The 24,395-nt window shown below is 70.6% G+C and carries 20 protein-coding genes and 2 tRNA genes; 13 read left to right on the forward strand and 9 right to left on the reverse strand.

The genetic code is table 11. The features are described from left to right. Positions 1-11: 11 nt before the first annotated feature. Both ACWDR4_RS02915 and ACWDR4_RS02920 read right to left on the reverse strand, forming a co-directional pair. Positions 12-545, reverse strand: coding sequence for a heme-degrading domain-containing protein (locus ACWDR4_RS02915; protein ID WP_450403052.1), 534 nt, complete (start codon positions 543-545; stop codon positions 12-14). Beyond that, positions 542-1,660, reverse strand: a complete 1,119-nt coding sequence (locus tag ACWDR4_RS02920; protein ID WP_450403055.1) for a Gfo/Idh/MocA family oxidoreductase — start codon at positions 1,658-1,660, stop codon at positions 542-544. The genes ACWDR4_RS02915 and ACWDR4_RS02920 overlap by 4 nt, the downstream gene beginning before the upstream one ends. Positions 1,661-1,738: 78 nt before the next feature. Here ACWDR4_RS02920 and ACWDR4_RS02925 point away from each other — a divergent pair, with 78 nt between their 5' ends. The 6 genes from ACWDR4_RS02925 to ACWDR4_RS02950 all read left to right on the forward strand — a co-directional run bounded on the left by ACWDR4_RS02925 (position 1,739) and on the right by ACWDR4_RS02950 (position 7,760). Further along, positions 1,739-2,845, forward strand: coding sequence for an ROK family transcriptional regulator (locus ACWDR4_RS02925; RefSeq protein WP_450403059.1), 1,107 nt, complete (start codon positions 1,739-1,741; stop codon positions 2,843-2,845). A gap of 307 nt (positions 2,846-3,152) precedes the next feature. Continuing rightward, positions 3,153-3,890, forward strand: coding sequence for a hypothetical protein (locus ACWDR4_RS02930; RefSeq protein WP_450403061.1), 738 nt, complete (start codon positions 3,153-3,155; stop codon positions 3,888-3,890). A gap of 132 nt (positions 3,891-4,022) precedes the next feature. Beyond that, on the forward strand, positions 4,023-4,802 hold the full coding sequence (locus ACWDR4_RS02935; RefSeq protein WP_450403063.1) for an HAD-IIA family hydrolase: 780 nt from the start codon (positions 4,023-4,025) through the stop codon (positions 4,800-4,802). A 114-nt stretch (positions 4,803-4,916) separates the two neighbouring features. Continuing rightward, a complete protein-coding gene (locus ACWDR4_RS02940) occupies positions 4,917-5,510 on the forward strand; it encodes a hypothetical protein (RefSeq protein WP_450403066.1) in 594 nt (197 codons plus the stop codon). A gap of 5 nt (positions 5,511-5,515) precedes the next feature. Further along, complete coding sequence (locus tag ACWDR4_RS02945; protein ID WP_450403069.1) at positions 5,516-6,178, forward strand: class F sortase; 663 nt, start codon at positions 5,516-5,518, stop codon at positions 6,176-6,178. Between the two features lie 550 nt (positions 6,179-6,728). Continuing rightward, positions 6,729-7,760, forward strand: a complete 1,032-nt coding sequence (locus ACWDR4_RS02950) for a glycoside hydrolase family 6 protein (RefSeq protein ID WP_450403071.1) — start codon at positions 6,729-6,731, stop codon at positions 7,758-7,760. Positions 7,761-7,858: 98 nt separating this feature from the next. On the opposite strand, the gene ACWDR4_RS02955 is transcribed toward ACWDR4_RS02950, so the two are convergent. Together ACWDR4_RS02955 and ACWDR4_RS02960 are read right to left on the reverse strand one after the other, a co-directional pair. Continuing rightward, positions 7,859-8,743 (reverse strand): L,D-transpeptidase family protein, encoded by an 885-nt coding sequence (locus tag ACWDR4_RS02955; protein WP_450403355.1) that lies wholly within the window; start codon positions 8,741-8,743, stop codon positions 7,859-7,861. Continuing rightward, on the reverse strand, positions 8,740-10,011 hold the full coding sequence (locus ACWDR4_RS02960; RefSeq protein WP_450403073.1) for a L,D-transpeptidase: 1,272 nt from the start codon (positions 10,009-10,011) through the stop codon (positions 8,740-8,742). The genes ACWDR4_RS02955 and ACWDR4_RS02960 overlap by 4 nt, the downstream gene beginning before the upstream one ends. 108 nt (positions 10,012-10,119) lie before the next feature. Between ACWDR4_RS02960 and ACWDR4_RS02965 the strand changes: the two genes are divergently transcribed. Then, positions 10,120-10,815, forward strand: a complete 696-nt coding sequence (locus ACWDR4_RS02965; protein ID WP_450403075.1) for a response regulator — start codon at positions 10,120-10,122, stop codon at positions 10,813-10,815. Further along, the gene (locus tag ACWDR4_RS02970; protein ID WP_450403078.1) at positions 10,812-12,629 is read left to right on the forward strand and encodes a sensor histidine kinase; all 1,818 of its coding nucleotides are present in this window, start codon (positions 10,812-10,814) and stop codon (positions 12,627-12,629) included. The genes ACWDR4_RS02965 and ACWDR4_RS02970 overlap by 4 nt, the downstream gene beginning before the upstream one ends. A gap of 218 nt (positions 12,630-12,847) precedes the next feature. On the opposite strand, the gene ACWDR4_RS02975 is transcribed toward ACWDR4_RS02970, so the two are convergent. From ACWDR4_RS02975 to ACWDR4_RS02985, 3 genes are all read right to left on the reverse strand, one after another. Next, positions 12,848-14,785, reverse strand: a complete 1,938-nt coding sequence (locus ACWDR4_RS02975) for a galactose oxidase-like domain-containing protein (RefSeq protein WP_450403080.1) — start codon at positions 14,783-14,785, stop codon at positions 12,848-12,850. Then, on the reverse strand, positions 14,782-16,815 hold the full coding sequence (locus tag ACWDR4_RS02980; RefSeq protein WP_450403082.1) for a glycosyltransferase family 2 protein: 2,034 nt from the start codon (positions 16,813-16,815) through the stop codon (positions 14,782-14,784). Before ACWDR4_RS02980 ends, ACWDR4_RS02975 begins: the two co-directional genes overlap by 4 nt. Positions 16,816-17,286: 471 nt before the next feature. Next, positions 17,287-17,360: transfer RNA gene (locus tag ACWDR4_RS02985), tRNA-Lys, on the reverse strand. 173 nt (positions 17,361-17,533) lie between these two features. Between ACWDR4_RS02985 and ACWDR4_RS02990 the strand changes: the two genes are divergently transcribed. The 5 genes from ACWDR4_RS02990 (at position 17,534) to ACWDR4_RS03010 (ending at position 23,270) form a co-directional block, all read left to right on the forward strand. Further along, positions 17,534-18,958: a peptidoglycan-binding protein gene (locus ACWDR4_RS02990; RefSeq protein WP_450403084.1), complete on the forward strand. Its 1,425-nt coding sequence runs from the start codon at positions 17,534-17,536 to the stop codon at positions 18,956-18,958. A 116-nt stretch (positions 18,959-19,074) separates the two neighbouring features. Continuing rightward, positions 19,075-20,211: an SPFH domain-containing protein gene (locus tag ACWDR4_RS02995; protein ID WP_450403087.1), complete on the forward strand. Its 1,137-nt coding sequence runs from the start codon at positions 19,075-19,077 to the stop codon at positions 20,209-20,211. 98 nt (positions 20,212-20,309) lie between these two features. Beyond that, positions 20,310-20,933: a lytic polysaccharide monooxygenase auxiliary activity family 9 protein gene (locus ACWDR4_RS03000; RefSeq protein ID WP_450403089.1), complete on the forward strand. Its 624-nt coding sequence runs from the start codon at positions 20,310-20,312 to the stop codon at positions 20,931-20,933. Between the two features lie 104 nt (positions 20,934-21,037). Further along, complete coding sequence (locus tag ACWDR4_RS03005; RefSeq protein WP_450403091.1) at positions 21,038-21,580, forward strand: hypothetical protein; 543 nt, start codon at positions 21,038-21,040, stop codon at positions 21,578-21,580. Positions 21,581-21,620: 40 nt separating this feature from the next. Beyond that, complete coding sequence (locus tag ACWDR4_RS03010) at positions 21,621-23,270, forward strand: AMP-binding protein (protein WP_450403093.1); 1,650 nt, start codon at positions 21,621-21,623, stop codon at positions 23,268-23,270. A gap of 138 nt (positions 23,271-23,408) precedes the next feature. Here ACWDR4_RS03010 and ACWDR4_RS03015 read toward each other — a convergent pair. Both ACWDR4_RS03015 and ACWDR4_RS03020 read right to left on the reverse strand, forming a co-directional pair. Further along, a tRNA-Lys gene (locus tag ACWDR4_RS03015) sits at positions 23,409-23,482 on the reverse strand. Positions 23,483-23,580: 98 nt separating this feature from the next. Next, positions 23,581-24,339, reverse strand: coding sequence for an IclR family transcriptional regulator (locus tag ACWDR4_RS03020; RefSeq protein WP_450403095.1), 759 nt, complete (start codon positions 24,337-24,339; stop codon positions 23,581-23,583). Positions 24,340-24,395: the final 56 nt, after the last annotated feature.

Below are 24,395 nucleotides of genomic sequence, written 5' to 3' on the forward strand. Positions count from 1 at the left end.
CCGCACGGTGGCTACACCTTGAGGAACGTCTCCAGCGCCTCCACCACCAGCCGGTGGTCCTGGAGTTGGGGCAGCCCCGACACCGTCACCGACCCGATCACGCCGACGCCCTCGACGGTGATCGGGAAGGAGCCGCCGTGGGCCGCGTACGTGTCGGGGTCGAGGCGCGAGTCGTCCTCGAACGTCGTGCCCTTGGCGCGGAACCGGGCGCCCACCAGGTAGGAGGAGGCGCCGTAGCGCTCCACCACCCGGCGCTTGCGGTCGATCCAGGCGTCGTTGTCGGGGGTCGCGCCGGGCAGGGCGGCGTGGAAGAGCTGCTGACCGGCCCGGTGGATGTCGACCGCCACCGGCGCCTGCCGCTCCCGGGCCAGCTCCACCAGCAGCGAGCCCAGCGCCCACGCGTCGTCGGGACCGAACTGCCGGAACACCAAGTGCCGTTCCTGTGCTTCGAGTTCCTCGACGCTCGGGGTGAGTTCGGGCGCGATGCGCGGGCCGAGCGAGGGCTGTCCGCCCGCCTTGTGGCCGCCGGTCTTCTGACTGGTCATCGCAGGGTCACCGTCACCTTCTCGTTCGCGGAACGCCGGGCTGCTTCCAGTACGTCGAGCGCGGCTGCCGCCTCCAGGGCGGTCACCGGGTTGGGGCCACCGTCGCGCAGGGCGGCGGCGATCGCCGAGTAGTACTTCTCGTACGCCCCCGGCAGCGTCGGCTCCGGTCGCCCGCCACCCGTGAGCGGGGACTCGCCGGATCCGACGCGCCCCCACATGCTCTCGGGTTCGAGCCCCCAGCCGGCGTCCCCGGGGCGCCCGCCCTCCTTCAGGGCGGCCTCCTGCGGATCGAGGCCGTACTTCACGTACCCGGCCCGCGAGCCCAACACCCGGAAGCGCGGGCCGAGTTGGGCGGTGGTCGCGGAGACGTGGAGGTGGGTGCGGACGCCACTCTTGTGGGTGAGGGCGATGAACGTGTCGTCGTCGGTCTCGGCGCCCTCGCGGCGGATGTCCGTCTCGGCGTACACGGAGGCGACGGGCCCGAAGAGGACGAGTGCCTGGTCGACGACGTGACTGCCGAGGTCGTAGAGCAGTCCGCCGAACTCCGCCGGGTCGCCGGACTCGCGCCAGCCGCCCTTGGTCTGCGGGCGCCACCGCTCGAACCGTGACTCGAACCGCCACACGTCACCCAGCTCGCCCTCGGCGATCAGCTTGCGGAGCGTCCGGAAGTCATGATCCCAGCGGCGGTTCTGGAAGACGGAGAGGAGCAGTCCCTGCTGGTCGGCGAGGGCGGCCAGCTCACGCGCCTCGGCGGCCGTGCCCGCGACCGGCTTGTCGACCACGACCGGGAGGCCGGCCTTGAGGGCGGTGGTCGCCAGCGGGACGTGCGTCTTGTTCGGGGACGCGATGACGACCAGGTCCAGTTCGTCGGCGCGGGCGAACAGGTCGTCGGGGCTCGCCGCGACCCGGACGTCAGGGAACCCGGCGCGGGCCTGTGCCTGCCGCTCGGGGTTCGCGGTGACGACCGTGTCGAGGACGAGGCCCTCGGCGGCGGCGATCAGCGGGGCGTGGAAGACGGAGCCCGCGAGGCCGTAGCCGACGAGGCCGATGCGGAGGGGGGTGCCGCTCGGGCCTGGGGTTCCACTAGTGCCGGGGGTGCCTGTCGTACCAGTCATGCCGTCCACTTTGGCAACGCTGTTGCCAAAGTGCAAGCAGCGGGGAGAATGGTTCATGTGAACAGGACGAGCGCGGCCATGACCGCCACGACCGCCACCGGCATCGCCACGGCTCCCGGGGCGAATCTGCTTGCCCTGCGCAGCCACAACACCGCGCTGGTGCTCGACCTGCTCCGGACGGCCGGCCCGGACGGCATCAGCCGCCTCGAACTGGCCGAGCGGACCGGGCTGACCCCCCAGGCGGTCAGCAAGATCACCGCCCGGCTGCGCGCCGAGGGCCTGGCCGCCGAGGCGGGCCACCGCGCCTCGACGGGCGGCAAGCCGCGCACGGTGCTGTGCCTGGTGCCGGGGGCGGGGCACGCGGTGGGGGTGCATCTGGACCGCGACGAGGTACGGACGCTGCTGGTCGACCTCACGGGCGCGGTGGTGGGGGAGCGGCTGGCTCCGCTGGACCTCGGCGCGGGTGCGGACGTGGTGGTGGAGAGGGTGGCCGGGGAGGTCGAGGCGCTGCTCGACGGTGGGCCGGAGAACGTCGTCGGGGTCGGTGTGGCGCTCCCCGGGCCGCTCGATCACACGCGGGGGGTGCTGCACCGGGTCACCGGGTTCCCCGAGTGGGACGGATTCCCGCTGCGGGACGCGCTCGCGCGGCGGCTCGGGGTGCCGGTCGCCGTCGACAAGGACACCAACGCCGCCGCGCTCGGGCTGGCGGTCGGCGGCGAGGGCGGCTCCTTCGCGTACCTGCACCTCGGTACGGGTCTCGGGGCGGGTCTGGTGATCGGCGGGGCGCTGCACCGGGGGGCGCGGACGGGTGCGGGTGAGTTCGGGCACCAGGTCATCCAACTGGACGGACCGCTGTGTGGATGCGGTGACCGGGGGTGCATCGAGGCGCTGTGTCTGGGGGCGGTGGCTCGGGGGGAGCTGGAGGAGGCGGCGCGAGTGCTGGGGGCTGGCGCCGCGAATCTGGTGGGGTTGCTCGATATCGACCGGGTGTTGTTGGGCGGGCGCGCGGTTGCGGCGGAGCCGGGGCGGTTTGTGCGGGGGGTGGGGGCGGTTCTTGCCGGGCGTGCCCGGCGTGAGGGTGTAGATGAGGCGGTGCCTGTAGGGGTTGCCCCTGGCGGGGCGCGCGGGGTTGCGGTGGGGGCGGCCCAGCTGCTCCTTGCACCGCTGTTCGGACGGGCGGAGTAGGGGTTGTTGTTCGTCTGCGGGTCCGTGGGGGGCTGGTCGCGCAGTTCCCCGCGCCCCTAAAAGCGCCTCCGCCGGTGGAGCCGCAGGTCAGATGCGGGCCCGCGCCCGTGCAAACGCCTCCGTCGGTGGAGCCGCAGATTGGATGCGGCCCGTCTTTTAGGGGCGCGGGGAACTGCGCGACCAGCCCCCACCGGCCCGCAGCCGAAAAACTGCGAACCTGAAAGCCTGCGCCGATCAGGCGCATTCGTGCGGCCGTTCGGAGCGGTGCCGCCTACTACTCCAGTCTCCCCGGCATGGTCATGTGTTCATGCGACTGTGTACCTGTGTGATCGTCACCGCCCTCCTCACCGCCCCCGCCCTGTCCGGCCCCGCGCACGCGGCCACCTGTGCCCCCACCACCCCCACCGACCACACCTTCCCCCTCACCACCCGCATCCACGACGCCCCCGCCGCCTACGAAGCCGGTGGTGCGCAGCGGACCTGGCGGCTGGACCTCACCAACAACACCGCTCACCCCTGCACGGACATCCACCCCGTCCTCGTACTCGTCGACGCGCGCCGTGCCCTGACGGCGGCTCAGACGCGGCTGGAGTTCTACGACGGGAACCGCCCCCGCCCCTACCCCGTGCGGTTCGAGGCCACCGACGCCGACGAGACCATCGGGGTTTTCGACGGTGCCGGGTTCCCCGGGTTCACCGTCGGGCCCGGGCGCACCCTCTCCGTGCGGGTGCGGCTCGCGATCGGCGCCGGGGCGGTGGCCAACGACGTCGTCGTCAACGCCGCCGTCGTCCAGCGGCACGCCGATGACGGCGACTGGGTCGGGCAGTCCAACGACTACCGCTTCCGGGTCGTCGCCCCCGGACCGGCGGCGACAGTACCCGGCGTACAGCCCGACTCGTCCGCCCCGCCGCCCTACGACGGTGAGCTGGCCGGCACCGGGCGGCGCGCCGCCGGTATCCGCCTCGCGGGCATCGCGCTCGCGCTGCTGCTGACCGGCGGCGGAGTCCTGCTGCTGACCCGGTTCCGAGGCGTGGGACGCACGTAAACCGGCCATTCCCCCAAGATCCGGACTGTGACAGGCTGGACGCACGCGGCATCTCGTACGCGCGTACGGCAGCGCAGGCAACGTAGCGCAACGCAGCGCATGGCAACGCAGTGCAGGAGCAGGAGACCGGACATGGCAGACCGCAAGCCCATCGACTCGTGGCTCACCGACATGGACGGTGTGCTCATTCACGAGGGCGTACCGATCCCCGGCGCCGACGCCTTCGTCAAGAAGCTGCGTGAGTCGGGCAAGCCCTTCCTGGTGCTCACCAACAACTCGATCTACACCCCGCGCGACCTGCACGCCCGCCTGCGCCGCATGGGCCTGGACGTGCCCGTCGACAACATCTGGACCTCGGCGCTCGCCACCGCCAAGTTCCTCGACGACCAGCGGCCCGGCGGGACGGCGTACGTCATCGGCGAGGCCGGGCTGACCACCGCCCTGCACGACATCGGCTACATCCTCACCGACCACGAGCCCGACTACGTCGTCCTCGGCGAGACCCGCACGTACTCCTTCGAGGCCATGACCAAGGCCGTACGCCTGATCGAGGGCGGCGCCCGTTTCATCGCCACCAACCCGGACGAGACCGGCCCCTCCGCCGAGGGCCCGCTGCCCGCGACCGGTGCCGTCGCCGCGCTGATCACGAAGGCGACCGGCAGGAAGCCGTACTTCGCGGGCAAGCCGAACCCCCTGATGATGCGCACCGGGCTGAACGCGATCGGCGCGCACTCCGAGACCAGCGCGATGATCGGCGACCGGATGGACACCGACGTCCTGGCCGGCATCGAGGCCGGGATGCGGACCTTCCTGGTGCTCACCGGCCTGACCGGACCCGGCCAGATCGAGAACTTCCCGTACCGCCCGTCCGAGATCGTCGACTCCATCGCGGACCTCGTCGACCGGATCTGAGCCGGCCGGCGCGGCCGTCCAAACCCTTCGGCACCCGTACGGAGCAGCCGTACCCGCTCCGGAGATGCGGACCGGCGTCCGGAGGAGGAGTCTCCAGGTGTCTGGAGGTTCACGATGGGTTCCATGTGGCTCACTCTCTGTGCCGGTGCCGCGGTCGCCGCCGCGCTCACCCCCGCACCCTTGGCGTACGCCGCCGACGGGGGCGTCACGGTGACCCCGGCGTCCCCGGCCCCCGGCAGCGACGTACGGCTGGTCGTGCGCGGCTGTACGGGGAAGACGGGGACCGCGAAGTCGGAGGCGTTCGTCGCCGATGTGCTGCTCGCGGGGGAGGGGCAGGGCGGGGCGCTCGTCGGAGGGTCCCGCGTCCGTTCCTCGCTGGTCCCGGGCACGTACAACGTCACCGTCGGCTGCGACGGGCGGAACGGCAAGGTGAAGGGCACGATCACCGTCACCGAGAAGTCCGACAGACCTGAGGCGGCCAAGACGCCCGAGAAGCCCTCCGAGGCCGCTTCGGCTCCCGTTCCTGTTCCCGCCTCGCCCGTCGCCCCCGTGCCCGCCGGTGGCGGTGGCGCGGCCGAACAGCTGGCCGCCGACGCGCGGGGCGCCGGTCCCGGTACCCGGCAGGCCGTGGTCGGGCTGGTCCTCGCGGGCGTGGCGGCGGTCGTCGTGGCGGTGCGCAGTGTCCGCCGGGACCGTGGGACGGACTAGCCGCCATGTCCGACGACCGTGAACGGTCCTCCGGCACCGGGCGCCTGACCACCGGCGTGGCCTGGGCGCTGCTGCTCCTCGGGCTGTGGCTGTGGGGCCGCGAGGTGACCGACGTACGCCATGGCACAGCCGCGCCGACCACCGGTGACATCGCTGCGGTCGGCCGCCCCCCGGACCCCGAACTCCCGCCCGCGCACCAGCCGTTGAGCGGCGCCCTGCCGCAGCGCGTCGACATACCCGAACTGGGCGTGCAGGCCCCGGTGGTGGCCCGTGGCCTCGACCGGCTCGGCGCGATCGACCCACCGCCCTTCGACCAGGCGGGCGTCGTGGGCTGGTACGGCTCCGGCACCCGGCCCGGCGCCGCCGGCACCGCTCTCCTCGTCGGACACGTCGACACCGAGACCCGGCCCGCCGTCTTCTACAAGGTCAGCACCCTGCGCCCGGGCGCGACGATCCGGGTCACCCGCGCCGACGGCAAGGTCGCCGAGTTCACCGTCGACGACGTACGGGTCCTGCACCGCGACAGCTTCGACGCCCAACAGGCGTACGGCACACGGCAGTCGGGCCGCGCGGAACTCCGGCTCATCACCTGCGGCGGTACGTTCGACCACGCCACCCGCACCTACACGGCCAACGTGGTCGTGTCGGCGTATCTCACGGGCGCGTAAGCGCTCCGCCGGCTGCGCGGTGAGACTCTGCGGGTTCGCCGTGGCTGGTCGCGCAGTTCCCCGCGCCCCTCAAGGGGCGCGATACACCTGCCCCGCCCTCCCTGCCCTGCCCGGTCGACGACCCGCTCCCCCCAAAGCCGTCGACCGGGCAGGCCTCGACCGCGCGCGCACGGGCTGCGGGAGTAACCCGGCGACCGGCGCGGGAGGTTCGATGCCGTCCCTCATTGCGGACGGTGAATCACTGGCCGGGGGCTGGGGCCGTCTGTGATGACTGTAGAACGGATGTGCGTCCAGGCCTAGAGGGGGAATGACGCCAAGTTCCGGTCCGTGGCTCTGAGTTATCCACGCAGGTCGTAGATAGTTCTATGCCCTGCTCCGCCCCTGGTGGCCAGGCCTTCGGCAGTCGCGTTTCCACCCCGACCGAACAGGGTGTAACAGGTAGCCGACAAGGTACTGGTGAACTCGTGGGCCCCGGCCGTGTATGTCAGGATTGAGGCTTACGCCACTGCATCCAGGGGGGACCAGGACAGTGCACCCGAGGGGGAGTTCGATGTTCGGCAGTAAGGGGGCGTCCTGGGGGAGGGCGTCCATGGCGGTGCTGGGGGCGGCACTGCTGCTCACCGGTTGTTCCGGCTCCTCCGACGACGGGGACGACGACGACCCGGCCAAGAAGCCGGAAGCACTGATCACCCAACAGCCCAAGGGCACCAACCCGTTCTGGGTGAACCCGGACGGCAACGCGGCGGAACAGGTCGCCGCGTACGTCAAGCAGGACAAGACCACGGACGCCGAGCAGATCCGGAAGATCGCCGAGCAGCCGACCGGGGAGTGGATCAGCCCCGAGAACCCGGAAGCGGAGGCCCGTGGCTTCACGGAGGCCGCGCAGAAGGCGGACCGCTCCGCACTCCTCGTCCTCTACAACATCCCGCACCGCGACTGCGGCCAGTACTCCAGCGGAGGTGCTGCCGACGGCGACAGCTACCGCGCCTGGATCGACGGCGTCGCCAAGGGCATCGGCGACCGCGCGGCCACGGTGATCCTCGAACCGGACGCGGTCCTCCACCTCGTGGACGGCTGCACCCAGGACGAGTTCCACGAGGAGCGGTACGACCTGCTGAGCGGGGCGATCGACACGCTGTCCGCGCTGAAGAACACGAAGGTGTATCTGGACGCGGGGAACGCGGGATGGGGCCATCCCGACCAGATCTTCGAGCCGCTCCAGTGGGCGGGGATCGAGAAGGCGGACGGGTTCTCCGTCAACGTGTCCAACTTCTACTCGACGGCCGAATCCATCGCGTACGGCAAGGAGTTGTCGGCGAAGGTCAACGGCAAGCACTTCGTGGTGGACACGTCCCGCAACGGGAACGGCCCCTACACCGGGGGCAAGCCGGACGAGAACTGGTGCAATCCGCCCGGGCGTTCACTGGGCGAGACACCGACCGTGAAGACGGCGGACCCCTTGGTCGACGCGTATCTGTGGGTCAAGCGGCCCGGGGAGTCCGACGGGGAGTGCAAGGGCGGGCCCAAGGCCGGGCAGTGGTGGGTCGACTACGCGCTGAAGCTCGCGAAGGCGAGCGGGTGACCACTCGAGCGGGTGACCACTAGGGTCTGTCCGGGGCACGAATGACGGGAACTCGCCCGGGGCGGTGGTCGAACACCGCCCCGGGCGAGACCCGGTCGTCACCGTTCGAGGGACGTGCGGTCCCCCATCACGACCACCGGGTGCAGCGCCGGGTCGAGCGTGCGCAGCAGTTCCTTCATGTGCTGCTCCGTCAGGCTCACGCAGCCGTGGGTGGGTCCCCCGTGGTCGACGTGCAGCCAGATGCCGCCGCCTCGGTCCGCGCCCAGCGGGCGGGTCCAGTCGAGCGGGGACGTGCCCGGCCGGCGGTTGTAGTCGATCGCGACCACGTAGTCGAAGGAGCCGGCGAGCGGCTCGCCCTCGAATCCGGTGCCGCCGATGGTGAAGCTGCCGGACTGGTCGTAGGGGAGCTTCGTGCCCGGGTCGGGGAGGAGTCCGCCCGCGTCGCTGAGGGTGAACACACCGACGGGTGAGTGCAGATCGCCCGCGTGATGGTCGTCGGTCCAGCCCTTGAGCGCGTTGTGGGCGTCCCAGGTCCGCCCGGCGGTCCAGCCGCTGTCGTCGGTGCGCCGGTACAGCACCACCTGCGACTTCGGGGAGTTCTTGGCCTTCCCGGTGACGACGAGGACCTGCCGGGCGTTGTCGGGGATCTCGGCGAGCGTCCGGGGGCCGAGGCCCGGCAGGCCGGCCGGCGCGGAAGCGCTCGGGGCCGGGGTGTCCGTGCCCCTTTCGCCGGCCGCGCCCGGCCCGGATCCGGCGTCGGCCGTGCCGGGCGCGACAGCCCGGACATCCCGCGCACCGGCGGCAGCGGCCGAGGGGACGCCCCCCGCCGCCGTCCCGGCGCCGGGGCCGCCGCACCCGGCGAGGGCGAGGGTCAGGGCCAGGACCGCGGCGGGAACCGGCAGACGGGAGCCCACGGCGGAGACGAGTTCCCTCCCCGGAGGCCTCACCACATGCCGTGTCTCGTGCCGTATCGCATGCCTCATCGCGCCGACCCCGCCGTCCACTCGCTCCACGGCATGTTCCAGCCGTTGAGTCCGTTGTCGGGGGCGATCACCTTGTCGTCGGAGTTCTTCACCACGACGACGTCGCCGATGAGGGAGTTGTCGTAGAACCATGCGGCGTCCTGCCCGGAGTCGCCGCCGCCCTTGGCGTCGTTGAGCCCCACACAGCCGTGGCTGATGTTGGACCGGCCGAAGACGGAGTCGTCCCCCCAGTAGTTGCCGTGGATGAAGGTGCCCGAGGTGGACAGCCGCATCGCGTGCGGGACGTCGGGGATGTTGTACTGGCCGGCGAAACCGACCGTGGCGCCGTTCATGCGCGTCGAGATCAGCTTCTCGGAGATGACCATCCGCCCGTTCCAGGTGGGCGACGAGGCGGCGCCCGCGGTGATCGGTATGTTCCTTACGGTGGTGCCGTCCCGGACGACCTTCATGGTGTGCGCGGCGGCGTCCACGGTGGAGACCTGACCGCGCCCGACCTTGAACCGGAGCGTCCGGTCCTGTTCGCCGTACGCGTCGGCGGCCCCCTTCACTCCGGCGAGGCGGATCCTGACGGTGACCGTCGAGTTCGGCTTCCAGTACTCTCGTGGCCGGAAGTCGAGGCGCTGCCCGCCGAACCAGTGGCCCACGACGGTCTGCCCGCTGTCGGAACCGACCTCGACGGCGGACTCGACGGCCTTCCTGTCGGTGATCGCTCTGTCGAAGGTGAACGAGACCGGCATGCCCACGCCCACCGTGGAGCCGTTCTCCGGGATGTACGTGCCGGTGAACCGGTCGGCCTCGGCAAGGGTCCTGAACTTCACGGTCCTGCTCACCCGTCGGCCGTCGGCGCCGGTGGCCTCTGCGGTCAGCCGGTAGGCCGTCCCGTGCTTCAGTTCGGCCGAGGGAGCCCAGCTCCTCCTGTCCTGGGACCGTTCACCCGGCACCGCCTGGCCGTCCCCGGTGGACAGGGACACCTCGGTGATCGTGCCCCCTTCGGCCGTGACCCGGCCGCCGGTGGTGACCGGGACATGCTCCTGCCCGTCGGTGGCGTGCAGGTCCAGCCGGGGCCCCGTCGCCGCCCCGGCGGCCCGCACGGGCGTCTTCACCGGGTCCCCGGCGGGGTTCTTCGCGTCCGACGCCCCGGTGGCGCAGCCGGCCAGCAGGCACACCGAGACGGACAGCAGTACCAGGGCGGACCGGGCCGGGAGGACGCGGCGGGGCGGGACGCGGCGGGGCGGGCCCGTGGGATGTATGGATTCTCCGCTGTGCATGGGGCCAGCGTGGAGTGCGGATATCAGGAAGTGGTCAGGGTGTGGGAAGGACCGCAGGAGGGCCGTCCACCGTGCTGACGACGCCTCTGCACACCTAAGGTCACCTGCGTGTGCGCAAATATTCTGGTCGCCGAAGACGACGGTATGCAGGCCGAGTTGATCCGCCGGCTCCTGGTCAGGGAAGGCCATACGGCCGTCGTCGTCTCCGACGGACGGGCCGCTCTCGACGAGGCCCGCAACCACCGGCCCGACCTGGTGATCCTCGATGTCATGCTGCCGGGCCTCGACGGCTTCGGCGTCTGCCGTGTGCTGCGCCGGGACGCGGACATCCCGGTGCTGATGCTCACGGCCCGCTCCGCCGAGGACGATCTGCTGCTCGGCCTCGACCTCGGCGCCGACGACTACATGACGAAGCCGTACAGTCCCCGCGAGCTGCTGGCCCGCATCCGCATCGTGCTGCGCCGCACCCTGCACCCCGTCGAGGACTCCCCCGTACTGCGTGTCGGGGGCATCACGGTCGATCCCGTACGGCACGAGGTCACCTGCGACGGCGCGGAGATCGGCTGCACCCCGGGTGAGTTCGCCATCCTGAACGCCATGGTCGCCGAGCCCGAACGGGTCTTCTCGCGCCGCCAGTTGCTGGAACACACCCGCGGTCACGACCGGGCCTCCACCGAGCGCGCGATCGACATGCACATCCTCAACCTGCGCAAGAAGATCGAGCCCGACCCGCGCACCCCCGCACGGCTGCTGACGGTGTTCGGGGTCGGCTACAAGCTCGTAGACGGAAAGGGTCCCGCATGACCCGCCCGGACGGCGTTACGCCCGCTCCCCGCATCCCCTGGCACAAGAGTCTGCTGGTACGGCTGCTGCTCACCTCCGTGGCGATCGCCGTACTGTCCGTCGGCGCCACCGCGTGGCTGGCCGTGCAGCTCACCACCCGGGCCATCCAGGAGGAACGCGGTCAGGTGCTCTCCGACGACTCCGACATCCTGCGCCGGCTCAGCGGCTACGCCGCGGCCCATCCCGACTGGGACGGCATCGCGTCCACCGTGCACACACTGTCGCGCACCCTGGACCGGCGTATCGCCCTGACCACATCGGGCGGACGGCTCATCGCCGACTCCGCCGCAGCCGGCACCGCGCTGCCCGCCCGCGCCTCGGCCACCGTCGACCCGCTGCGTACGGACACCTACACCGAGCCCGGTGCCCAGCTCGCCGGCATCGACCCGCGGGCGGTGGGGCCCTTTCGGCTGTCCCGCGCCGAGGCGGAGCAGGTGAGCAGGGTGGCGCAGCGGCGGGTGAAGTGCCTGGTCACGTTCGGCGGCAGTGGCCGTACCAGCCGGATGCCCAGCGGCCGTACGGTGGTCATCACCGACGACGGCCCGGAGTCCGGGTTCTCGCGGTGCGCCGACGAGACGGACAAGGCGGTGATGCCCAGCGAGCGCACGGCGCTGGTGGCCCTCAGGAAGCTGATGTCCGGCTGCCTCCAGGGTGACTTCGAGCAGCCGCCCAGGGTGGACCCCGCTTTGCAGGCACTGTTCGGCGACGACGTCGTTCCCGGGATGTCCGACAGGACGGTCGTCGACGAGCAGACGCAGAACTGTCTCGACACGGCGCGCCGCACCCAGCTCGACCCCTACGTCGCCCCACCGGCGACCCTCTACCTCGGCGACCGCGAGCAACAGCGGTCGGGCTTCGACCTCTCACCCGCCAACAAGGCCAAGATCGTCGGAGTCTCCGGTCTTGTCCTGGCCGTCACGATCGCGCTGACCGCCCTCGTCGCCGTCCGGCTCGTCCGCCCCCTGCGCGCCCTGACCGTCGCCGCCCGGCAGCCGCCCGAGCAGCACGCACGGGTCGCCGTCACGACCAAGGACGAGACGGGCTTCCTGGCCGCCGCCTTCAACGACCTGACCGCGCGCCGGGAACAGCTGGAGGCCCAGCGCAAGGCCATGGTCAGCGACATCGCCCACGAACTGCGCACCCCGCTGACCAATATCCGCGGGTGGCTCGAAGTCACCCGCGACGGACTGCTCGACCCCGACCCCGGCCTCATCGCCTCCCTGCACGACGAGGCGCTGCAACTCCAGTACATCATCGACGACCTGCGCGACCTCTCCGCGGGCGACGCCGGCACCCTGCGGCTGCACCGGGAGCCGCTGGCCGCGGACGAGTTGCTCGGCCAGGTCGCCGCCGCGCATCGCAGCCGCGCCGAAGCGGGGGCTGTGTATCTGGGGGCGGATGCCGATCCCGGGCTCTGGATCGACGCCGACCCGGTGCGTATGCGGCAGGTGTTGGGCAACCTTGTCTCCAACGCGCTGAGGCACACTCCGGCGGGGGGTACGGTCACGCTTGGCGCGCGGCAGACGGCGGACGAGGCGGTCCTGACCGTGCGCGACACGGGGGCCGGGATCGCCCCTGAAGACCTGCCCCAGGTCTTCGAACGGTTCTGGCGCGCGGAGAAGTCGCGCAGCAGGCGTACGGGGGGTAGTGGGCTCGGGCTGTCCATCGTGCGGCAGTTTGTCGAAGCGCACGGGGGGACTGTCTCCGTTGCGAGTACGCCTGGCAGCGGGGCGGTGTTCACGGTGCGGCTGCCGTGTGTGCCTGGGCCCGACTAAGGGGCTGGGGGTGGCGGTGTGTTGTCGGCTGCGGGCCGGTGGGGGCTGGTCGCGCAGTTCCCCGCGCCCCTAAAAACGATCGGCGCCCCCTCTGAACAAGGGGCGCCGAGAACTCACCTAGGGGCGCGGGGCTGTATCGAATTTGCGGCTACCGCCGCGTGGGCGCGACCAGCCACGACGCACCCGCAGCCGACAACGCACCACCACCACCCCCTGGATCAAGGCACCTTGACCCACTGCGCCTTACTGGGCGTCCCCTGGTCATCCGTCACGAACAGCATGTACCACCCCGACTCCACCAGATTCCGGTTCTTCGGGACCGTCACCGTGATGCTGTCCTTCGTCTTCTTCAGGTCCAGGGCGATGGACCGCTGGTCGACGTCCGTGACGTGCGTCGAGGCGCTCGGGCGGATCAGGCGGGCCGACTTGATCGTGGCCGCGTGCTGGGACGTGAACGTCCCGGACGCGCCGCGGGCGATCGTCTGCGGACCCCCCGTCAGCGAGGGCTGCGCGTCGCGGTACAGGTACGGCGGCGTGTAGATCTCGATGCGCTGCTCGAACTTGCCCGGCTTGGTGTTGGCCTTGTCCGCGTACAGCGAGTCCGAGCCGAAGAACATCACACGGCCGTCGGGCAGCAGGATCGACCCCGAGTGGTAGTTCCGGCCCACCAGCGGATCGGCGACCCTGTCCAGCTTGCCGGTCTTCGCGTCGTACATATGGGCCTGGAGGATGTTGGAGGCGCCACGGCCCCGGTAGTCCTCCGAGCCGCCCGAGATCAGGACCGTGTCGTCCGGGAGGATCGAGTACTGCGGATAGCGCGTGCCCTTCTCCAGGGACGGGCCGTCCGTGAAGCTCGGGTCGGGCGCGAGGAGGTTGATCAGCCGGGTCTTCTTGCTCGACAGCTCCGACTCGCCGACCCCGCCGCCCCCGATCACCATGTACTTCTCGTCCTGCGCGGGCGGCAGCAGCACCGTGCCGGCGGTCTCCAGCATGTTGGCGTCGCTCAGCCCCTTGAGCTTGGTGAACTTGTTGGTCGCCACGTCCCAGATGCCGGGGTCACGGCCCTTGTCGGCCGGGCCGTAGCCGGCGTTCGCGCCCGAGTAGAACATCTTGCCGTTCTGCATCAGGGAGATCGCCGGGTACGTCGGGAACTGCATGATGCCGTTGGTGTACGTCCACTTCTTGGTCTTCGGGTCGTACATCTCGTTCTTGCCCGGCACCAGCTGGCCGATCTCGTCCAGGCCGGAGAGGCTGAGGATCTTGCCGTCCGACATGGTGGTGAGCGTCGGGTACCAGCGGGCCTCGTTCATCGGGTCGACCTTGATGTACTTCTCGGCGACCGGGTCGAACTCGTAGGCGTCCCGGATGCCCTGGAAGTCCTTCTTGTCCAGGGCGATCTTCTCGGCGATGCCGTACGTGTTGCGGGAGTCGGCGCCCGACAGGCCCTGCACGCGGTAGTTGTCCTGTGTACCGGTCTCGTACTTGGCGCCCTTCTTCTGCGCCTCGACGTAGATCCGGCCGAGCCCCGGGTCGTTGCGCAGGAACTGGCCCGTCGCCTTGTCGAAGACCTTCGTCGCCCGCTCGACGACGACCGGGTCCTTCGACACGAACGTCTTGCCGTTCTCCTTGCCGGTGAACTTGGTGCCCGCGGGCAGGGTGATCGGCTTGTCCGGGTTCTCGTTGTGCACCACCATCAGGCCACCGGCCTTGGTGACGTCACCCTTCAGCTTCTCGTACCGCTTCGTGCCGCCCGCGATCAGCAGGTTGCCGTTGGACAACTGCGTGTGGCCGGTGCAGAACAGGTCGGCAGGGGTCGGGATCTTCTTGATCGTGCCCTTGACCGGGTCCCAGATACGGGTGTCGAACTTCTTCGCGTCGAAGTTGTCCGCGTTGTTGCCGGAGCCCGCGACGAGCAGCACCTTGCCGGTGTGCAGCAGGGCCGCGTGGATGGTGTTCTGCCGGTACTCCTCCGGGAAGTTCACCACCTCCCACTTGCCGTTCTCGGCCTTGTACTCCGGTCTGTTGATCTTGTAGTCGTGGTATTTCTCGTTACTGAAGCGGTAGACCCACGGCCCGTTCATCCCCGCCAACGCGAGGACCACCGCCGTGCCTATCGCGAGACGACGGGCGCGGCGGTGGCCTGCACGGTCTTTCATTCCTTACGTCCCCCAAGTCCACCAAGGGCGATCTGCATGGTCTGGTCGTTGCCCTCGCTCCCTACGCTGCCCCCGCCCGTCCCGCCGGATGCGGCCCACTGGGGCTTGTGCTGCGGCGCATGGGTGGAGTGGGGGGCGTGTGGGGCGTGCGATGAGTGTGGCGCCTGTGACGTCGGCTGGGACGGCACGAACGGCTGCGGCGAGGGCGCGGCATCCTGCGGCTCGGCCGGTCGGGCGGCGAGCTTCTTCTTCTCCTGGCGCAGCATGTGCCGCCAGACGAAGATCGGCGTCGCGGTGATCGTCGTCGCGAACGTCGCCCAGATGATCATCGCCGGGTGCGAGTGCCCGAAGGCGAAACCGGCGCCGATCGAGCCGCCGAAGATCAGGATGAAGTACCAGTGGTAGCGGAACGTCCCGAACCAGCGGTCCGGGCTCGCCGAGTCGCCCTTGGGCGTGACCACGAACTTGCTCTTGCGCCGCAGCGCCGAGTCGATCAGGGCCTTCGCGTAGAGCGGTGCGGACAGTGCCGACATGACCATGCCCGCCACACCGCCGGAGCCCTCGGGCTCGTGCGGGGAGACGTTGTGCCGGCGGTTCCAGATGTACAGGCCGATCTGCAGCGCCGAGGCGTTGCCGTAGAGCATCAGCCACACGGTCGGGTCGATGTTCACGCCCGAGGCGCCCAGGCCCAGGAACAGCGCACAGCTCAGCGCCGCCAGGATCCAGTTGAGGGCGGACATCGGGTAGAAGATGATCATCATCGTGTAGTTGAAGAGCTTGCTCGGCGGCAGCGAGTAGAAGCCCTTCCAGTACTGCGTGAGGATCGTCTCGTACGTCCCCCGCGACCAGCGCATCTGCTGGGTGAAGAAGTCCGTCCAGGCACTGGGACCCTCACCGACCGCGAGCACGTCCGGCGTGTAGACCGAGCGCCACTTCTTGCCCGTCGCCGGGTTCCTGTGGCGGTGGATCTCGAAGCCGGTCGCCATGTCCTCGGTGATCGAGTCGTACAGCCCGCCGATCTGCTTCAGCGCCTTGATGCGTACGGCGTTGCTGGTCCCCACGAACATCGGCGAGCCGTAGCGGTTGCCGGCCCGCTGGATCAGCGCGTGGAAGAGGAACTGCTGCGACTCGGCGGCCTTGGTGACGAAGTTGTCGTAGTTCCCGTACACCTGCGGGCCGATGACGAAGCCGATGTTCGGGTCGCGGAAGAAGCCGAGCATCCGCTCCAGGTAGTTGGGCAGCGGCACGTGGTCGGTGTCGACGGAGGCGAAGAAGTCGTAGTCGTCGCCGTGCGCGTCGAGCCAGGCGTTGTAGTTGCCGTGCTTGGTCTTGGCGCGGTGCGGGCCCTTGGGCATGTTCCACTTCGCGATGCCCTTGCGGGAGAAGTGGTGCACGCCGAGGCGCTCGCAGACCGCCTTCACATCGGCGTCGTCGCCCTCGTCCAGCAGCCAGACATGCATGAGGCCGCGGTGCCGGATCCGCACCGCGGCTTCGAGCGTCTTCGTCACCATGTCCAGCGGCTCCTTGCCGGGCACGAAGGAGGTGAGGAAGGCGACTCTCGTGCCGGTCTCGGGCACCACCGGGACCGGGTCGCGGGCGACCAGGGTGGCGTGCGCGTTCGACAGCACGTTCAGGCAGCGGAACAGCTCGATCAGACCGATCGACACGAGCATCACGATGTCGAGCGCGGGCAGGAAGTCGTAGGCCGGATAGTCGCGTTCGGTCCAGTGCGCGGGCTGGAGCAGCCAGACGAGCAGGACGACGGAGAGCAGCGGTGCGGCGCCCAGCATCAGCGCGGCCCGGACACGGTGCGGCTCCTGCGAGAGCAGGGATCGGTACTTGACCGTGTAGGGCTTGTTCGGGTCAGGTTGTGTGAGGGGCCCGGCCAGCCGGCTGTAGTGCTCGTAGTCGTACTTCGGCAGGGTCTTCTTGATACGGCGGAATCCGCCGGTCTGATGTGACGGCACCCTGAGCTGGGTCGTCTGTGACGCGTCGAAGTTATGCCGGGCGCCCGTCGGCGTCGACGTCATGAGTCATACCCCCCACACGCAGATCACCGCGTGTCTGTCGGTTCCTAACGCCTGCTGGGCCCCCCTCGGCCTTCACAAACGCATCAGCAATGGACCACTGCCGCCACATCGTCCACACTCTATAGACATGGAACAGTGCCCTTCCGGTTGCATGATGCCCCCCTCGGCATCTGTTCATGGGCGGGGCCCCATCCCCGCGCCAGTGCAACCGGTCCGCCCCCAACTGCCGCGTATCCGCAGCATCTTGAAACCCAAGGTTCTACGCCGTTCAGCAAGATCGCAAGATGCGAAACACGGTGTTTACCGGTCATACGCGCTTATTGTGACGGCTGTTGAGTCCGGTTGGTGTGGTTGGGACCGGATGTGCACGGATGGTGCCGGAGTGTTTCCGTATCGACTCCTTGGTCCGTGCGGAATCCAAGGCGATGCGAACAGGCCCCCCGCCTGAGCGGAGGGCCTGCCGTGTGTCTGTGCGCCGCCAGGGACTCGAACCCCGGACCCGCTGATTAAGAGTCAGCTGCTCTAACCAACTGAGCTAGCGGCGCGCGGTGACGTCGGCAACCCTACCCGACACCGGCGAGTGGTCAGGACCGGCCCCGGTCCGCGTATCGGTCCTGTACATCATTCGGACCGTCAACATGCGACAGCGGGTGACAGTTGAGAAACTGCGGACGTGCAGAAGCGCGCAAGTCATCGCCTGGAGTGTGAGGGGAATCGCATGGCGACTCCGGTATTCGAGGAATTCGATCCCGCGAGCGACTGCGAATGCCCCGGATGTGTTCACTGGAGGGGCGTCGGACCGTATTCCGGACCGGTCTCGGGAACGGGTTCAGGACCCGCCCGTACGGCGGTCAGACGGACCCTCGTCGTGGCCGCGGCGGCCTCCACCGTGCTCGGCGCCGGCCACGCCCTGCCGGCCGCGGCGGCCCCGCACGCCCCCCACCGTCCGGGCGTACCCGCAGGTGACGAGCCCGAGACCCCGCAGGGCGGCAAGGCCCCGCTGCACGGCCCGACCGGGAAACCGACCCCGGACAAGCTCCGGGCGACCACCCGCGCGGAGATCATCAACCGGGCCAGGACCTGGGTCGCGGCGCGGGTCCCGTACAGCATGGGCGCGTACTGGGGAGACGGTTACCGGCAGGACTGCTCGGGCTTCGTCTCCATGGCCTGGAATCTCGCCGGGAACGAATGGACGGGCAGCCTCGACAAGTACGGCGTGCGGATTCCCAAGGAGGATCTGCAACCCGGCGACATTCTCCTGTTCCACAATCCGTCGGACCCCCAGAAGGGCTCGCACGTCGTCATTTTCGGCGGCTGGACGGACTACACGCACACCTATTACATCGCCTACGAGGAGACCCGCCCGCACGCCCGCAGACAGGCCACTCCGTACGCCTACTGGAGCCACTCGGACCGCTATCAGGCCTATCGCTACAAGGGCCTCGCCGCGAACACCGGCGGCACCGGAGACGGGAGCGACTCCGGCGGTACGGGGAGTACGGGGGGTACGGGTGACACGGGCGGCACGACGGGCGCGGCGCCCGGCGCCGCCCCTGACGTGGCGAGCAGGTTCCCGGGTGCGGGGTTCTTCGGCCCCGGCGCCAGCAACACGTACGTCACACAACTGGGCAGAATGCTCATGGAGCGCGGCGGTTCCCGCTTCTACAGCTCGGGTCCCGGCCCGCGCTGGTCGGACGCGGACCGCCGGGCGACCAGGGCTTTCCAGCAGGCCCAGGGCTGGAAGGGCTCGGCGGCGGACGGCCTCCCGGGCCCGCGCACCTGGGCGCTGCTGGTGAGCGGAACAGGCCGGGACATCGTCGGGGGCGGCGCGGCTCCCGCGGCCCCGGAACCGGTCCCCGGGACGGTCGGCACGCCCGGCCCGCCCGCCGCCGGCAAGGCGGTCCCCGTGTTCCCCGGGCGGGGCGTGTTCCGGCCGGGCTCCAGCAGCCCGTACGTCGTCCAGCTCGGAAAACAGCTGGTGAAGAAGGGGTACGGCCGGTACTACCCGAGCAAACCCAGCACCCGCTGGAGCGAGGCGGACCGGCGCGCGGTGCAGGCCTTCCAGCGCGCCCAGGGCTGGCGGGGCGGCGCGGCCGACGGCTACCCGGGCCCGGAGACCTGGCGCCGCCTCTTCTCCTTGTGACACCTGCCCCGGCATATACGGGGTTGGCCGGTAACCACTGTCGTGACGCGGCGACGCATGCGGCAGCGCATGAAGCAACGCATGAAACGCATCTGGCGCGGAGGCTGGAGGCACAAATGAGTACGACGACCGAACACACACCGGAACCCGAGGGACCCCCGGACAACGGCCCCCACGGCCCCCGGCCCGCCCGGCTCATCCAGAACGAGGCCACCACCGAGATCCCCGTCCACCTGCTGTTCCGCGACGAACCCGACCCGGTGTCGATGCCGCTGCGGCCGGCCGTCGTGGGCCGCAGACAGGGTACGGGCGAGCAGCCGCGCGTCCGCAGACCCGCACCGGCCAGACCGCGCCCGGCGGTTCCGGCGGTCGACCCCGACCTGGTGGAGCGCCCGGCGCGGGTGCTGCCGGGCGCGGTGGGCGTGCTCGCCGGCGTCACCGGGGTGGCCGGGGGCGTGCTCACCTCCTGGTGGGCGGGCGCGCTGCCGCCCCTCGCGGTGGAGGCGCTGCGGCTGCCGACGACCTACGCGGGCGCCGGTCCCGGTCCCGCCCAGTGGGCGGCGTACGCCGGAGCGGGCGCTCTCGGGCTGTTCGGCTTCGGCGGGCTGGCGCGCGGGCGGACCGGACGGGCCTGGGTGCTCGGCCTGTTCGGCCGCTACCGGGGAACGGTCCGGCGCACCGGCCTGCTGTGGGTCAACCCGCTGCTCCTGCGCAACCGGGTCGACGTACGGCTGCGGCACTGGCGCGGCGAGCCGATGCCGGCGGCCGACGCGAGCGGGGTCGCGCTGCGGGTCGTCGTCCTGGTGGTGTGGCGGGTGCGGGACACCGCGCGGGCCACGCTCGGCGTCGAGGACCACGAGACGTATCTGCGCGAGTGCGTCGAGGCGGCGCTCGTGCGGGTGCCGGTGGAGATGCCGGGCGCGGGCCGGCGGGCGATGGAGGTGGCCGGGGAGGCGCTGACCCGGGTGGTCGCGGCGGACACGGCGCCGGTCGGCCTGGAGGTGTTCTCCGTACTGCCGGTCCGGGTCGAGTACGCCCCCGAGGTCGCCGCCGCGATGACCCGCCGCCGTATCGCCGCCCTGGACGCCCAGCACCGGGCCGCCGCGCTCACCTCGGTCGTCGACTCGGTGGAGGACACGGTGACCCGGCTGACCATGCGGGGCCTGGTCGAACTGGACGACTACGAACGCAAGGCGCTGGTGAAGGACCTGACGGTCGCGTTCTGCGCGGGGCGGAGTGAGCCGGGGCCGTGATTGGTCTGGACATGCTCAAGAGGTGGTAATAATCTGGGACTTGGTCTAGACCTGCACGCCTCACATGAACCTCCCCCACGTTCAGCAGGAGCGGCAGCATGCACAAAAAGACCAGGAATCCCAGGAAAACCAAGGTGTACGCCTCTGTAGTCGGCCTGGCCACCACCGGCGCCCTCGTCCTCACCACCGGGGGCGCCACCGGCCACGGCTACACCGACCTTCCCATCAGCAGGCAGAAGCTCTGTCAGAACGGCACCGTGACGGGCTGCGGCGACATCCAGTGGGAGCCGCAGAGCGTCGAGGGCCCCAAGGGCTTCCCGGCGGCCGGACCCGCCGACGGTCAGATCTGCTCGGCCAACCACACCAACTTCGGCGCGCTCAACCAGCCGAAGACCCCGTCCGGCGGCACCTGGCCGGCGACGAAGGTGACGGGCGGTCAGAGCTACACCTTCCGCTGGCAGTTCACCGCCATGCACGCCACGACCGACTTCAAGTACTACGTCACGAAGTCGGGCTGGAACCAGAACCACGCCCTCGCCCGTTCGGACCTCAACCTCACCCCGTTCCTCACGGTCCCCTACAACAACCAGCGCCCACCGTCCACGCTCTCGCACACGGGCACAGTGCCGTCCGGGCTCAGCGGCCGGCATGTGATCGTCGCGGTGTGGACGATCGCGGACACGGCCAACGCCTTCTACGCCTGCTCGGACGTCACGTTCTGAGCATTCCTTGAGTAAATCCCCGACCCCCCACGGGTACGTTCCCCGTACGCCCACAGGACCAGGTGAGGCGTACGGGGAGCAGTACCGAGAAACGGGGAACCACTATGGACTTGATGTTCTACGGGGGGCCGACGTTCATCATCGCGATGGCCGTCCTGATGGCGACGTTCGTGATCCGCCGGGTGCTGCGGATGCGCCGCGCCTGGAACAGCGGACTGACCGCCGAGGCGCGCTGCCTGCGGACGTACACGACCACGAGCGGCGGCTCCGGCGACACCTCCGTGCACACGACACTGCACCACGTCTACGAGTTCGTCGCCCGCGACGGCCGCACCGTCCGCTTCGACGAACCGCACGGCCCGGGCACGGTCATCGAGGGCGACTACGTCACCGTCTTCTACAGCGAGGGCGAGCGGGTCAACGCCACGGCACACCGCCCGAGCCCGGTCCGGCACGGACTGGCCCTGGCCGGCGTCCTCGGGTTCCTGGGCGTGGTCGTGGTGTTCTGCGTCGGGTTCATGGTGACGTACAGCCAGATCTTCGAGCCGCTCGGCGACGTCTTCTTCGGTACGGACAACGACGGGTACGTGGTCGACGAACAGACGGGAGAGACGTTCCCGGCCGACCAGTATGCGGAGATGCCGTGACCCTCCACATCTGACGGTACGTCAACTACCGTGCGCCCCCATGGAGTTCACGGAGAGGCGCACGGTCGCGGAACTCGTGGCGGCACGGTGGGGCGACCACCGGCCGGGCCTGTGGTGCGAGGACCGGACGCTCACACACCACGAGGTGGCAGCGGGCGCGGCGGCCAGAGCGGCCCTGCTGACGGATCTCCTCCCGCCGGACGCCGAACCGCACGTCGGCGTCCTCCTCGACAACACCCCTGAATACCCACTCTGGTTGAGCGCGGCGGCCCTCGCCGGTGCCGCCGTCGCAGGCATCAACCCGACCCGCCGGGGCCCCGAACTGGCCCGTGACATCCTGCACGCCGAGTGCCCGCTCCTGATCACCGCGAGCACCCACCTCCCGCTCCTCACGGACCTCGAACTCCCCGGCGTACGCCTCCTGTTGACCGACAGCCAGGAGTACGAGGACCTCCTGACCCCCTACTCGGACGCCGAACCGGACCCCTCCCGCGCCACCCCCGCCGACCGCCTCCTCCTCTACTTCACCTCGGGCTCGACCGGCGCACCCAAGGCCGCGATCTGCACGCAGGGCAGACTGGCCGCCGCCGGCCGGACACTGGCCCGGACTTTCGGGGTGGGCCCGGACGACGTCCACTACATCTGCATGCCGATGTTCCACGGCAACGCGGTCATCGCGGACTGGGCCCCGGCCCTGGCGGCGGGCGCCGGGGTCGCGCTGCGCCCCCGCTTCTCGGCCTCCAACTTCCTGACGGACGTACGCCGTTACAGGGCGACCTACTTCACGTACGTGGGCCGGGCCGTCCAGTACCTGCTGGCGACGCCCGCCCGGCCCGACGACCGGGACAACCCTCTCCGGCTCGGCTTCGGCACGGAGGCCGGGGCGGTGGACGCGGCGGCCTTCGAGCGGCGGTTCGGGGTGCGGCTGGTGGAGGGGTACGGCTCCTCGGAGGGCGGCGCGGCCGTGCGCTGGACGCCCGGGACCCCGGTCGGCGCCGTCGGCCGGGCGGCACCGTCCGACGACCTCGCGGTGGTCGACCCGGAGACACGCACCGAGTGCCCGCCGGCCGTCCTGGACGCCTCGGGCCGACTGCTCAACGGGACGGCGGCGATAGGGGAGTTGGTGAACCGGGGCCCCAACCCCTTCGAGGGCTACTGGCGCAACCCGGAGGCCGAGGCGGCCCGCCGCAGGGACGGCTGGTACTGGACGGGCGACCTCTTCTACCGGGACCCGGACGGCTTCCTCTACTTCGCGGGCCGCGCCGACGACCGGCTCCGCGTCGACAGCGAGAACCTGGCCGCCGCGACGATCGAGAACATCCTCGCCCGGTACGAGGGTGCGGTGGCCGTCGCCGTGTACGCGGTGCCGGACCCGGTGGCCGGCGACCAGGTCATGGCGACGCTGGCCGGCACCTTCGACCCCGACGCCTTCACCGGCTTCCTGGCCGCGCAGCCCGACCTGGGGACGAAGATGGCGCCCCGGTTCGTCCGGGTCGTGGAGCGGATGCCGGTCACCGCGACCAACAAGATCCACCGGGCGGGGCTGAGGCGGGAGGGGTTCCGCTGCGCCGACCCGGTGTGGTGGCGCCCGCCGGGGGAGCCGACGTACCGCAGGCTGACCGGCGACGACGTGGCGGGGCTGGTGGCGCGGTACCGGGAGCGGGGGCGCGAGGAACTGCTCAGCCGGTAGGGCGCCGGGCCAACGAGGGCCCGCTGGAGCAAGGGGGGTGTGGGTGGCGAAGCCCCCACAGCGCGCGGCGAAGCCGCGCAAAAACAACGGTGGCGGGTAGGTTCGCGCTTTTTGCGAACATACCCGCCACCGTCAGTGTGCGCCGCCAGGGACTCGAACCCCGGACCCGCTGATTAAGAGTCAGCTGCTCTAACCAACTGAGCTAGCGGCGCATGACCCTCGCCGACCGCTTTCGCGGCTGGCGACAGGGAAAATAATACCCGGTCCGGGAGAGTGCTGCGGACCAGGCAGGCCCTGCCTCGATCAGGGGCTAGATGGCCAGCGAGAGCAGGACCGGCGCCGCGCTCCGGTTCAGCCGGTCCGCCGCCTGGCGGAGGCGGTGGGCGTGCCGGACCGGGAGGGAGAGGGCGAGGCAGCCGACCGTGGAGCCGGCCGTGATCGGGACCGCCGCGCAGACCGTGCCGACCGCGTACTCCTGGAGGTCCAGGACCGGCACCGTGGGCGCCTGGCTCGCGAGGCGGGAGAGCAGGAGCCGCTCGTTGGTGATCGTGCGCGAGGTGAGCCGGGCCAGTTTGTGGCGGGCGAGATGGTCGCGGCGGCCGTTGTGGTCGAGCTGGCCCAGCAGGCTCTTGCCGATCGCGCTGGCGTGCGCGGCCGAGCGGAAGTCGACCCACTCGTTGACCGCGGGCGTCGTCAGGCTGTCCGCGCACTGGGTGACATGGATCTCGCCGTCGACGTACCGGCTCATGTAGACGGCCGCGCCCACCGAGTCGCGCAGCCGGTCGAGGGTCTGCTGGAGCTGGGCGCGCAGCGCCTGGTCGTGGCCGTACGTGGCGCCGAGGCGGCTGAGGGCGGTGCCGGTGACGTACGAACCGTCGGCGGCCTGTTCGACGTACCCCTCGCGGCGCAGCATGCGCAGGAGTGGGGCGAGCCGGTCCGTGCCGAGGCGGGTCTGACGGGCGATTTCGGCGTCGGTGACACCGGCGGAGTGCCGTGCCACCGTTTCCAGGACGCGCAGGGCGTCCTGGGCCGAGTGGTACGGCGCGGTCGGCTCGTGCTTGAGAGCCACGGTGTTCCCCCTGGCTTGCTTCTGGGCCGTGATCCGGACAGCCAATCCCCTCCACG

Source organism: Streptomyces sp. NPDC000878 (assembly GCF_053599695.1).